Raw genomic sequence first — 12,776 nt, forward strand, 5'->3', positions numbered from 1 at the left:
ACGGGTTATATAAATAGAATCTTAATACTTTACTTACCGAAAAGACCTCCTAAAAGACCTCCAAGACCTCCTTTACTTTTGTTGCCACCCATTACCATACCGGCAACGTCGTCTAGTATGCTACCATCGCCGTCTGCATCTAATAAAGAAGTAATCAGGCTTTGGTTTTCTTGTGGTTGTCCACCTAACATGCTACCTAAAAGAGCATTCATGCCAGTACTATCACTTACGTTACTTTGTGCCGTTTGCTTTCCTATCATTCCCATAACTATAGGAGCTGCTATTTTTAATATTTGCGCAACTGATCCCGCATCTATTCCAGATTTAGCACTTAGAGCACTTTCTACTTGAGGTTGTTTGTTACCGAATACATGACCCAAAATGCCAGCACCATCTTCCATTACACTATCGTCAACACCACCGCCAAAGAGACCCCCTAAATTATCTAAGATCCCACCAGAATGTTTACTAGATAATGCGCTCATTAAACCTTGAGCACCCTCTGGGGTGGATACATTTTTTTTCATTGCACCAAGAATAAGTGGCATAGCCATACTTAGTACATTTGCGGTTTTATCTGCTGGTTGGTTGGTTTGACCTGCAACTCCGCTAATTAATTGTTGACCCATTGGGCTATTTAATAAATCTAATAATCCTGCCATTATAATAGTTAATTTAATGTTTATGTTGTAAAATACGAAAAAGGGCCAAGAATATTGCCTTTTAAGCCTCTATTTTAATAGCGATATAATTTGGTCGGCCAATTCTAGTCCGATTCTTTCTTGAGCTTCAAGAGTTGCTGCACCAATATGTGGCGTTAACGATATACTAGAATGCATCAATATTTTAATTTCTGGTGTTGGTTCAGATTCATAAACATCTAAACCAGCAAAGGCAACAGAGCCATTTTCTAATGCTTCAATAAGGGCAACTTCATCTAAAACACCACCTCTAGCAGCATTTACGATACCTACACCTTTTTTCATTTGAGCAAATTCTGCCTTACTTAAAACATAGTCGTCTTGCCCTGGTATATGTAAAGAAATATAGTCAGCTTCTTTTAATAAGTCAGTTTTACTACTGTTCTTTAGTTTAAAAGCTACTTTTTGACCATCGAAAAATGAAAGTTCAATTTCAGCTTGTTCAACTTCAGGATCGCTATACAAAACTTTCATACCTGCTCCTATGGCTAACTTGGCCGTTGCTTGACCAATATTACCGAAACCAAATAGACCTAAAGTCTTACCTCTAAGTTCGGTGCCTTTTGAATATGATTTTTTTAAACCTTTAAAGTTACTATCACCTTCTAAAGGCATATTTCTGTTTGCGTCATATAAAAAACGAACACCACCGAAAAGATGTGCAAATACTAATTCTGCTACCGATTCTGACGATGCCGCTGGGGTATTAATGACATGAATATCTTTACTTTTAGCATAATCGACATCAATATTGTCCATACCTACACCACCACGACCTATTAATTTTAAGGTAGGGCAGGCGTCAATTAACTCTTTTCTTACCTTGGTGGCACTACGTACCAATAAGGCATCGATTTTATGTTCGTTTATATAGTTTGCTAACTGCTCTTGTGCGACAGTTGTGGTTAAAACTTCAAATCCAGACTTCTCTAGTTCGGCAATACCGTTTTGAGAAATACCATCATTAGCTAATATCTTCATATGTTTTTATTGATAATAGAGATTTTAATATTTCAAGTCTTTTTTGCCCTTAATGCAGGGATAAACCTCGAAATTTTAAGTTGATTTTTTAGAAATGCCTCTAGGGATTACCTAGAGGCATTTGGCTGAAATTTAAATGTGCTAAGGAGCGTAATCGAATAAATTAAATTGATTATCCTTTACGTTCCATTTCACTCATTACATCTACCAATACACCTACACTTTCTAAAGAAAGTGCATTGTACATGCTTGCTCTGTAGCCTCCCACAGAACGATGACCGTTTAAACCATTAATTCCTGCTTCTTTTAACATGTTGTCAAAAGTTGATTTTAAAACTTCATCGGTTAAATTGAAAGTTGCATTCATTAAAGAACGGTCTTCTACATTTGCATAACCTTCAAAAACAGGATTCAAGTCTATTTCAGAATATAATAATCTGGCTTTTTTCTCATTTACTTCTTCAATGGCAGCAATACCTCCAAGATTTTTAAGCCATTCTAGAGTTAACATTGAAGTATATACGGCAAATACCGGTGGAGTATTAAACATACTATCTTTTGATATATGCGTTTGATAATCAAGCATTGAAGGAATTTTTCTGGAAACCTTACCTAATAAATCTTCTTTTACGACAACTAATGTTGCCCCAGCAGGACCCATATTTTTCTGTGCGCCGGCATAAATTAAGTCGAATTGAGAGAAATCTAAAGTCCTAGAGAATATGTCTGAGCTCATATCACAAATTAACGGACAATCGGTTTTCGGAAACTTCTTGAATTGAGTTCCGTATATCGTATTGTTCGATGTAATGTGTAAATAATCTAAGCCCGTTGGTACAGAATATCCTTTTGGTATGTATTTAAACTTTTCATCTTTAGAAGAGCCTACTTCAACCACCTCGCCAAATAATTTTGCTTCTTTAATTGCCTTATCGCTCCAAGTACCGGTATTTAAATAACCTGCTTTTTTCTCTAATAAGTTATATGCAACCATTAAAAACTCTAGGCTTGCACCGCCTTGTAAAAAGAGTGCTTGATAGCCTTTGTCTTTAAGGTCAAGTAGTTCTAATGCTAATGATCTTGCGTTTTCCATTACGGCAACAAAATCTTTACTTCTGTGTGAAATTTCTATAAGTGAAAGTCCTGAGCCATTGAAGTCCATAACCGCTTCAGAAGCTTTTAACAATACTTCTTTTGGTAATATACAAGGACCAGCGCTAAAATTATGTTTTTTCATTTTGTTTGTAATTTAAGGATGCAAATGTCAGGATTTTTTAAGAATTTTAGGTAAAGAACCGTATTTAATTCAATGATGTACTTAACAAGAAATTAACCGTATCTATACCATCTGCATAATCATTTAATGACGGTTTCTGAGTTTGCCCAAACGAGATTTCATTTTCTATAAAGCCGGATGATACGATACATTGAATTTTATCTTCTTCAGATTTTAACATGGTTTTTAATGTAGGTAAATCTTCGTAATATTCATAAAACAAAGAGGCGATAGGGGAGCCAAAGCTTTTTTCTTCCTTCAAAATCAAGAAACCATTGTCTAAAATTTTGAATTCGCTCATCAAATAAACTGCTTTATTGTAATCATAATTGTTCGCGTATTTATTATGGTTTATAATATCGCTATGTAAAAACATAGCTTTAAAAAATGTATCAATGTCGTATCCTTTCGGAATATAAATTTTAGAGACACTTCTACACCCTAATCCAAAATATCTAAAAATATCTTCACCAAGAGCAGTTAATTCCTCACTAGTCTCATCACCTTTTAAAACGGCTACCGAATTTCTGTTTTTACGAATTATATTCGGTTTTTTGCCAAAATAAAACTCGAAGTATCTCGCGGTATTGTTACTGCCTGTTGCTATTACTGCATCATAGTTTTCCAGTTTTTCTTTTGTAAAGGTTACCCTGTCTTTAAAAAAAGGTTCAATTTCTACAAGGTAATCAATTAGCAGCGGGATTAGTTTTTGGTCATTACTAGATAGCTTGACCAATGCTTTATTTCCTGTAACCAATACACAAAGTAGGTCATGAAATCCTACTAAGGGAATATTGCCCGCCATGATTAGTGCTATGGTCTTTTCATCGTTAGCCTCAATATCATAACCATTTAACCAATTTTCTAGATTGCTGCGGGTTAATACATTTGACCATTCTTGAAACGCATGAACACAGTTTTCTTCAGAAAACCAACCATTATAATGTTGTGCTCTTTCGGCTTCAGTTTTAAAACGTTCGATCCATTTGTCATTTAAATGTTCAGAAACTGCGTTTGTTTCAATTAATTCACAAAATGTTCTTAGAAAATTTCCAAGTTTAACAAAAGCTTCTATACTAAGGTTGCTATGGGTCATTATATTTGTATACTAATTCACTAGGAATTACCTTTGTGCAAAAATAAGCATGCCCGTTCTTTTTTGGGCATTTTAATGAAGAAGAAATTATGGCAATTATTATAACTGACGAATGTATAAATTGTGGGGCTTGTGAACCCGAATGTCCGAATACGGCAATTTATGAAGGTGCTGATGAATGGCGTTACAGTGATGGCACCTCTTTAAAGGGTGGTGTTGTATTGCCTAATGGTAAAGAAGTTGACGCAGATGAAGTTCAAGAGCCGATAAGTGATGAAGTGTATTATATCTCTCCAGATAAATGTACCGAATGTATGGGCTTCCATGAAGAGCCACAATGTGCTGCCGTTTGCCCGGTTGATTGTTGTGTGCCAGATGATGACCATGTAGAAACTGAAGAAGTGCTTTTGGCGAAGCAACGTTTTATGCATCCTGAATAGCTATATTCTTTGTTATTTTTCGACAGACATATACTTTAGTGTCAAAAGCATATGTTTTTCTGTCTATGGTATGCAGTAGTTCGAAATTCGATAGTAATAAATTTGTTTGAATTTCTTGATGTGTGAAGGTTCTAAATATAGCAGAATCTTCACCTATTAGAATTTTATTTTTTTTGCTAGTTTCGTAGTATTTTGATTTCCAAGAGACTAAATGGCTTTTGGTCGATTCTTGTCTTTCCCAAATAGATGCTCTTTCAAAAGTTTTATTATTGACGCTAGAATAATGAATTATTTTTTTATTCTTTAAAATGTATGGCATAAAATGCGCTGCATCGATACAGTCAAAAATGAAAATTCCATTAAGTATCAAAGCTTTGTGAACGGAATTAAAAGTGTTTTGAATATCTATATCTTCAATTAAATAACTTGTTGAACGTCCTGTAATAAGAATGGTACTAAACAGAGTGGTGAAATTTAACTTTCTCATATCACCTTGTACAAAATTTCCCTTTTTATATTTTGTCTTGGCAATTTCTAACATTGCCTCACTGTAATCTAAACCTGTGTAATCTAGAAAGTCGCTGGTAAATGATTCAGATAAATTACCTGAGCCACATGCAATTTCTAAAATTGAGATGGCATTATGCGTTTTGCATAAGGTTTTATAGAAATCATACTCAGCTTTATAATCTACAAAACCTTGATATATTTCATCATAAACCCAAGCGAGATTCTTTCCGTATAAATTATTCATAATGCAAAAAAAAGCTACCTAAAAATAGGTAGCTTTTTGCAAATAAAACTAAATCAAACTAAAATTTATAATTCAATGATAAGTTGAACATTGTACCCAATTGGCTAAAATGATACCCATCATACGTCATTTGAGAATAACGTTGGTTGAAAGTAATCAAGTTAGATTGGTTCTGTACCTGCGCTGGGTCAGCTAAAATAGCATTTCCTGCAGCATTTTTAGACTGGAAACTCCATTCTGGTAATACATTGAAAATGTTGTTTACGTTTAAGGATAAAGTCAATTTATCACTAGCACTGTAGTTAATCCCTAAATCAGTAACCGTTTTTGGTGTAAACTCAGTGAATAAATTCTCATCTAAACCTTGTTGTTGGAACTTCGTTTTACCAAAATAAGTGTTATTCAAAGAAAACCCGAACTTGTTAATATCGTAGTTGATTCCAAAAATCCACTTCGTTATTGGGCGAGATGTGAATAATAAGGCAGCTTGAGTATCGTTAAATACAGATTGTCCAGAATTAGCTACTAACGGAATATCATTTACTTCACCGTCAAGCTCATTTTGAATGGTATAGTTACCCGATAAGTTTAAATCTAAAGTACCATTACCTAGTTCAAGACCTCTATAACCAAGAACAACATCAATACCGGAAGTTTTAGTATCTATAGCGTTAGAAAAGAAACTTACATCAGAAAGGTTGTTTTGAGCTAAAAGAATATCTAAAGGATTTGCAGCATCGCCACTAGCACCGATTTCTGTACCAAGAACAATACGATCTTTTACCGCAATACTGTAATAGTCGAAAGTATAGCTGAATTTATCTACTTTACCACCAAAACCTACAGTGAAGTTTTGAGAAGTTTCAGCGTCTAATGGATCGATACCCAATAATTTAGCTTGAGTAGAGGTATTGTTGATTAAACCACCCACTTGAATACCTTGACCAGGAATAAAGCTATATTGTGCTTTTTGTGTGTGAATTTGGTGAAGCGTAGGAGCTCTAAATCCTGAAGAGATAGAACCTCTTAAAGTGAAAGCGTCGCTAAACTTGTAACGTGAACTAAATTTGTAAACAAAAGCGTTACCAAAATCAGAATAGTTTTCTGATCTAATTGTACCACTTAATAAGAAAGCATCAGTTACATCATAATCTAAACTAAAGTATCCACCAATATTGTAACGATTGAATTTACCGGAGTTTTGAGGTGCAGCACCAGCAAATGAATCGGCACCACCACCATCGTAAGAAGCAAGCTCACCTTCGATGATTTCAAAAGTCTCCGTTCTAAACTCAGCACCAAGTCCAATACTAACTTTGTCAGAAAGTATTCTTGAAATATCTATGTTACCTACGTTGTGAGAGAATTTAGTTCCTCCTGGATCGAATGACTGCTGACTATTTTCTCTGTATAATTCTGACCCTTCAGAAATTTCACCGTCATCAACAGAACCGTTTCCGTTTGCATCAATAAATACAGAAGGTGAATAAACAATATTTCTATTGTGTGACTGATTCACTTTATACGTTTGTGAGTTTCCACCTGTAGTGAAACTAGCATCTATATTCCAATCATTGATAGTAGATTTAAAACCAAGTGTTGCATTATAATCACTTAATAAACCTTCAAAAGTAGGAACATAACCGTCGTAACCACCAGCTGTATTTGGATTGTCACCAGGGAAGAAGTCTGCTAAATAAGGGAAATCATCTACAGTTCTCCAGTAAGGAGTTCTATAATTTGCAAAACTATTTACTGCTTTGTAAACGTAAGCAGCGTTACCATACAGACTGGTGTTCTCACTTAAATCGTAACCCATGTTTACAGAAAACTTCGCAGCAGCTGTTTCAGGTGATCCATTTATGTTATTAGCATCTGGGTTTCTGCTTAAAAACTCTTGTACGTCTGCAATATCGGCTCCAAAATCACCAGCCTCACCTGCAGCGTCAACAGTACCTGGTCTGTTGGCTAAATTTACTTTAGAAAGATCTACTGTGTAGTTTATGAAACCTTTATCTTCTCCAATTGAAGAGCCATTGTTTATAGCAACACCGAACATTTCACCGTCACCTTCAGATGTAATACCAGTTCTAATTGTTGCAGATCCATCGTTAGGAGTATCTTTTAATATAATGTTCATTACCCCTGCAATTGCATCAGAACCGTATTGAGCAGAAGCACCATCTCTTAGTATTTCAACTCTTTTGATAGCATCTGTTGGTATAGCAGAAATATCAGCACCTGTTTCACCACGACCTGGAGAGGTTTGCGTGTAAAGAAGTGCACTTAAGTTCTTTCTTTTACCATTAATTAATATTAATGTTCTAGATGGTCCCATGTTTCTAATTTCATAAGGGTCTAATAAAGATGTCGCATCGTTTACAGGTGTTTGTACCGTGTTAAATGATGGAATTCTGTATTGTAACGCTTTATCAAAAGTAACCTGACCTGTAGAAGTTAATTCTTTAACACCTACAACATCAACTGGTAGCGGAGTGTCTGCATTACTTCTAGGTGCAGTACGTGATCCAACAACAATAAATTCATCTAGTTGCATACCTTCGGAAAGTTGTACGTTAATGGTAGTTTTACCAGCTGTAGAAACTTCTTGAGTTGCAAAACCAATATAGCTAAATACTAATTTTGTATCATCGGTTACATTAATAGTGTAGTTACCATCAAAATCTGAAGTAGTACCGTTTGTAGTACCTTTTTCTATAATGTTTACGCCTGCTAATGGCATTCCAGAACTGTCTGTAACGTTACCAGAAATTGAATTTTGAATAACTTTATTAAGTGTCGTGGCAGTTATACCATTATTGTTTATCGTGTTAACCTTAAGAACTTTTGCTCTTTCTGGTTTTTTATGATAAACAACATAATATTTGTTACCTAAATATTCAAAATCGAAACTTGTTTTACGCTCCAATTTATTGATTATCTCATCTAATACCGGGAATTTATATTCCTCAGGATTTAAACTGGTAGTTGATACCAGTGTAGGGTTGTAAGTGAAAAACACTTCGTGTTTTGCACTGATTTCATTAAGAAACTCGCTCAGGGTAACGTTTTCTTTAATTTCATTAGAAGCCTTCATGCTTATACTACTTGAAAAAAGTAGCACCGCAATCAGCATTCTCACTAGTTTGTTTGTTCTCATAAATAAATAGTTTAGTTAATAAATAGGGTTTTCTAGTACGCGTAAAATATTTCCTTTGTTAATAATTCTTGTTCCTGTAGCCTTTTCTATAGCGGCGATACATATTTTTAAATTCTGATTAGGAATACCGCCTGAAATGGGTATTTTTTTTAATTCGTTCGATGAATATTGAACTTCTAGTCCGTAAGTAAGCTCAAGGTTTAACATGACATCTTCAAGTGGTATTTCATTAAAAGCATATGTGCCACCTCGCCAAAGGGCATATGGGGTTTTTATATCAACTCTTTTATGAATTATCTTTTTACTTTCTTTTGAAAATGATACCATTTCACCCGGGATCATTTTAGTAACTTCTCCATTTATGAACTCCAAATGAATAGATCCTTCATCTAATACTACATTTGTTTTTTGCTTTCTTGTATTTACATGAAAATGTGTACCTAATACTTCAACTTTTAGGTCATTTGTTATTACCCAAAATTTTGCATTTGTACTAGGTATTGGTTTTACCTTAAAATATGCTTCCCCTTTTAAGTGTAATAATCTCGGGGTTTCTTTATCATAAGATATTTCAGAATTGCCATTAAGCACTACAGATGTTCCGTCTGGTAATTTTAAGTCAATGATTTCTCCATAATTTGTTTTATGAACAGTTTGAGAATCATTGGTGTAATAGGAGTAGCTTGTCCAGCTTATTAACACTAGTAATACTGCGGCAGCAGCAGTTAGTAATGTGGTGTGTGATTTCTTTTTGTATGCTGGTTTCTTATTTGAAACGGAGTCTAACCTTATTTCTGGTAAGATGCTTAAAAGTACTTCGTTTACTTTCTCTTTACTAGGATAGTCTTGGTTGAAGTTGATTCCGTTTATTATAGCCTTAGCATTTTCTACTGTCTCTACATAATCCGGATTATTTTGAATCCAATTATTCCAGTATGTTATATCGTTTTTGTTGATACCTCGTGCCCAATTCTCGAATGATGCATCCGTCAAGAAATAATTTAAATCGAATTTATTTTTGTTATCCATTTGGTAAGGTGTTCCATATATAAGAGATGTAATTCTCAAAAATATACCCTACTACAGTTAACTTTTTTTCAAAATATTTTTAATCTGTTGATTTTCAGATGATTTTCGAAGTTTAATTAATGCCTTTTGTAATACATTTAAAACGCTTTGGTAGTTCATATCCATAACTTCAGCAATGTCAGCGCTGCTCATTCCGCTATAATATTTTAAATATAACACCTCTTTTTGTCTAGGAGATAGATTATTAATAAGGTGGGCTAGGGTAGAAGTGCATAGAAATTGTATCTCTTGGTGAATAGAGATTTCTTCAGCTGAAAATGTAAAATTGTTTTTAAAGAGTTGTGCTTCTGATATTGGCAGATTATTCTGGTTTTTTTGTAATTGTTTAATCAGTCTTCGTTTAAAGGATACAAATAGGTATGCCTTTAAGTTCTTAATAGTGGTTTCTTTTTCTCTTTCCTCAAAAAGTTGAATAAAAAAGTTTTGAAGACAATCTTCGGTAATTTCTTGATTGTTACTCAGCTTTAAGCCGTATACATGTAACTGCGGATAATACTTTTTAAAAAGGATACTAAAAGCATTAGTCTCGCCTTTTTTAAAGAAGTACCATATTGTTTCATCTGAATGAAGTTCCATATATTCTCATGAGTTCTACTGCCAATGTAAGAATTATTTCTTAAAATATGTTAAAAGTTATGGTTTTAACTATCATCCGTCTAAAATAATTGAATTTTAAATAAATATATTGTACTCAACCATGTTATAATAATCATTCAAAATTCAATAGAGAATGTTGAAGTAAAAACTATATTTTTGCACCCTCGAAATATTAGTAATTATGAAAGCAGGTATTGTAGGATTGCCAAACGTAGGTAAATCAACACTTTTTAATTGTTTGTCTAATGCAAAGGCGCAGAGTGCAAATTTTCCGTTTTGTACAATTGAACCTAATATAGGTGTGGTAAATGTGCCAGATGCACGTTTAGAAAAATTAGAAGCGTTAGTGAATCCTGAAAGAGTTTTGCCTGCTACGGTTGAAATCGTTGATATTGCCGGACTAGTAAAAGGTGCTAGTAAAGGGGAGGGATTAGGAAATCAATTCCTAGGTAATATTCGTGAGACCGATGCTATTTTGCATGTATTACGTTGTTTCGACAATGATAATATTGTGCATGTCGATGGTAGTGTTGACCCTATTAGAGATAAAGAAACTATAGATATGGAGCTTCAATTGAAAGATTTGGAGACCGTTGATAAGAAATTAGAGAAAGTTAAAAGAGCTGCTAGAACGGGTAATAAAGACGCTCAAAAAGAGGAAGCTGTATTGTTAGCTGTAAAAACAGGTCTAGAAACAGGTACTTCTGTTAGGGCCATCAAAATTGATGACGAATCGAGACTAGAGTTTGTTAAGCCCCTTCAGTTTATTACAGATAAACCGGTAATGTATGTGTGTAATGTTGATGAAGATGCCGCGGTTTCTGGTAATACTTATGTTGATAAAGTGAAAGAAATGGTAGCTGCTGAAAATGCAGAGGTAATTTTCTTAGCTGTTGGTACCGAAGCTGATATTACCGAATTGGAGTCTTATGAAGAGCGTCAAATGTTTTTAGAAGATTTAGGCTTAGAAGAGCCTGGTTCTGCTAAACTTATTCGCGGAGCATATAAATTGTTAAACCTAGAAACTTATTTCACTGCAGGTGTCAAAGAAGTTCGTGCCTGGACAATACCTATTGGCGCAACTGCACCTCAGGCAGCAGGTGTTATACACACCGATTTTGAAAAAGGCTTTATTAGGGCAGAAGTTATTGCCTATAATGACTATGTAACTTTCGGTAGCGAAGCAAAAGTTAAAGAGGCTGGTAAAATGAAAGTGGAGGGTAAAGAGTACATCGTTAAAGATGGCGATGTAATGCACTTCCGTTTTAACGTTTAATATTCATAAATAGTCAACCGATTTCTTAGCAGTCTTACTTCTTGTTCTAATCGGTTGACTTTTTCTAACATATGGTTTAAGGTGTCTATACCTTCCATATTAATACCTAAGTCTTTTCGTAATCTATATATGCGCTCTATTTCTGTAATAAAGTGCGATTGAACGTACAACTTATTTTCAATTCGTTGCACCTCGATCATTTCAAACTCTAAAAGGTCATCTATAAATTCTAATGGAGTTTGTGTTTGTTCGCAATATAATTCTATCTGTATATAATTTTCTGAATCCATATTATCGTAATTCTGAAAGTTGTTTGAATAATTCTTTTTCCTTATCTGAAAGCTTGGTTGGCATGGTCACTTTATAGGTAATAAATAAATCTCCATTTGCCCCCTTCTTTTTATAAACAGGCATACCTTTTCCTTTTAACTTGACTTTCGTGTCGTTTTGGGTTTCTGGTTTTACTTTTAGCTTCACTTTTCCTGTCAACGTTTCTACTTCAATTGAACTGCCTAATATGGCGTCATATAAAGAGATAGATTCATTTTTATACAAATCGTTCTTTACTCTTTGAAAGTTGGTGTTATTGTTAATTTCAAAGGTCAGGTATAGGTCTCCATTTGGTCCGCCATTTAAACCTTCGCCTCCGTAGCCAGAAATTTTTATGGTTTGCCCGTCTTCGACACCGGCAGGTATGGTTATTCTAATCTTCTTAGTACCTAAATCAAGTGTTTGTTTTTGATCTTCAAGAACGTCAAGCAAGTTCAATTTTAGTGTCGCGTTTAGATCTTGGCCTTTAAATTGTGATGACCTCTGTCTGCCTCCTCCACCAAAACCTTCACCAGCTCCGCCGAACATTGACTCAAAGAAGTCTGAAAAATCTTCTTGGGATCCTGCAGAACCAGAATAGTTTCTTCTACCACCAGATGTTGAACTACGTTGATTTCTCTTGGCTTCTTCAAAAGCATCGGCATGTTGCCAATCTTTTCCATATTGGTCATACTTCTTTCTTTTTTCAGGATCGCTTAAAACTTCGTTCGCTTCATTTATGCGTTGAAATTTTTCATGAGCCTTTTTGTCATTCGGATTTAAGTCTGGATGAAGTTTGCGAGCCAATTTTCGATAAGCCTTTTTAATATCGGATTGCGAAGCTTTCTTGTCAATTTCAAGTATTTTGTAATAATCGATAAAATCCATAAGTATTCAAAATCTACTTTAAAGATATAAAAAGCAATAAAGTATTCCTATGACGTAAATCATTCTTTAAATAAACTTTTTGCTAATTTTTTACCGATTCTTTTCTGTCAAAAATGTTGTACTCACTGTAGCTATCAACAAAGAAGCTTTATTTATTGTTAATTACTTTAACAAGTAGGTGTTTTATCTTTTACCGAGTGGTGCTATCT

General features: G+C 34.4%; 12 protein-coding genes. 2 read left to right on the plus strand and 10 right to left on the minus strand.

Going from position 1 to position 12,776, the window contains the following annotated elements:
- Positions 1 to 29: 29 nt before the first annotated feature.
- From CLV90_RS10645 to CLV90_RS10660, 4 genes are all read right to left on the minus strand, one after another.
- Positions 30 to 662, minus strand: a complete 633-nt coding sequence (locus CLV90_RS10645) for a DUF937 domain-containing protein (protein ID WP_133687465.1) — start codon at positions 660 to 662, stop codon at positions 30 to 32.
- Positions 663 to 731: 69 nt separating this feature from the next.
- The gene (locus CLV90_RS10650; protein WP_133687466.1) at positions 732 to 1,682 is read right to left on the minus strand and encodes a D-2-hydroxyacid dehydrogenase; all 951 of its coding nucleotides are present in this window, start codon (positions 1,680 to 1,682) and stop codon (positions 732 to 734) included.
- Positions 1,683 to 1,854: 172 nt separating this feature from the next.
- Positions 1,855 to 2,919, minus strand: coding sequence for a 3-phosphoserine/phosphohydroxythreonine transaminase (gene serC / locus CLV90_RS10655; protein WP_133687467.1), 1,065 nt, complete (start codon positions 2,917 to 2,919; stop codon positions 1,855 to 1,857).
- Positions 2,920 to 2,983: 64 nt separating this feature from the next.
- Positions 2,984 to 4,054, minus strand: coding sequence for an acyl-CoA reductase (locus tag CLV90_RS10660; protein ID WP_133687468.1), 1,071 nt, complete (start codon positions 4,052 to 4,054; stop codon positions 2,984 to 2,986).
- Between the two features lie 89 nt (positions 4,055 to 4,143).
- On the opposite strand from CLV90_RS10660, the gene CLV90_RS10665 reads away from it, so the two are divergent.
- Positions 4,144 to 4,494 (plus strand): 4Fe-4S dicluster domain-containing protein, encoded by a 351-nt coding sequence (locus tag CLV90_RS10665; protein WP_133687469.1) that lies wholly within the window; start codon positions 4,144 to 4,146, stop codon positions 4,492 to 4,494.
- Here CLV90_RS10665 and CLV90_RS10670 read toward each other — a convergent pair.
- From CLV90_RS10670 to CLV90_RS10685, 4 genes are read right to left on the minus strand one after another with little or no spacing between them, the layout of a single operon-like run.
- On the minus strand, positions 4,478 to 5,248 hold the full coding sequence (locus tag CLV90_RS10670; RefSeq protein WP_133687470.1) for a class I SAM-dependent DNA methyltransferase: 771 nt from the start codon (positions 5,246 to 5,248) through the stop codon (positions 4,478 to 4,480). The genes CLV90_RS10665 and CLV90_RS10670 overlap by 17 nt on opposite strands.
- Before the next feature lie 58 nt (positions 5,249 to 5,306).
- Complete coding sequence (locus CLV90_RS10675) at positions 5,307 to 8,408, minus strand: TonB-dependent receptor (RefSeq protein ID WP_279586549.1); 3,102 nt, start codon at positions 8,406 to 8,408, stop codon at positions 5,307 to 5,309.
- A 15-nt stretch (positions 8,409 to 8,423) separates the two neighbouring features.
- The gene (locus CLV90_RS10680) at positions 8,424 to 9,437 is read right to left on the minus strand and encodes a FecR family protein (RefSeq protein ID WP_133687471.1); all 1,014 of its coding nucleotides are present in this window, start codon (positions 9,435 to 9,437) and stop codon (positions 8,424 to 8,426) included.
- A gap of 57 nt (positions 9,438 to 9,494) precedes the next feature.
- A complete protein-coding gene (locus CLV90_RS10685; protein ID WP_133687472.1) occupies positions 9,495 to 10,073 on the minus strand; it encodes an RNA polymerase sigma factor in 579 nt (192 codons plus the stop codon).
- A gap of 202 nt (positions 10,074 to 10,275) precedes the next feature.
- Here CLV90_RS10685 and ychF point away from each other — a divergent pair, with 202 nt between their 5' ends.
- Positions 10,276 to 11,370, plus strand: coding sequence for a redox-regulated ATPase YchF (ychF, locus tag CLV90_RS10690; protein ID WP_133687473.1), 1,095 nt, complete (start codon positions 10,276 to 10,278; stop codon positions 11,368 to 11,370).
- Here the strand turns inward: ychF and CLV90_RS10695 are convergent.
- Together CLV90_RS10695 and CLV90_RS10700 are read right to left on the minus strand one after the other, a co-directional pair.
- The gene (locus tag CLV90_RS10695) at positions 11,367 to 11,660 is read right to left on the minus strand and encodes a chaperone modulator CbpM (protein ID WP_133687474.1); all 294 of its coding nucleotides are present in this window, start codon (positions 11,658 to 11,660) and stop codon (positions 11,367 to 11,369) included. The genes ychF and CLV90_RS10695 overlap by 4 nt on opposite strands.
- Position 11,661: 1 nt before the next feature.
- On the minus strand, positions 11,662 to 12,567 hold the full coding sequence (locus tag CLV90_RS10700; RefSeq protein ID WP_133687475.1) for a DnaJ C-terminal domain-containing protein: 906 nt from the start codon (positions 12,565 to 12,567) through the stop codon (positions 11,662 to 11,664).
- Between the last annotated feature and the right edge of the window lie 209 nt (positions 12,568 to 12,776).

Source organism: Maribacter spongiicola, assembly GCF_004364165.1.
GTDB classification, from domain to species: Bacteria; Bacteroidota; Bacteroidia; order Flavobacteriales; family Flavobacteriaceae; genus Maribacter; species Maribacter spongiicola.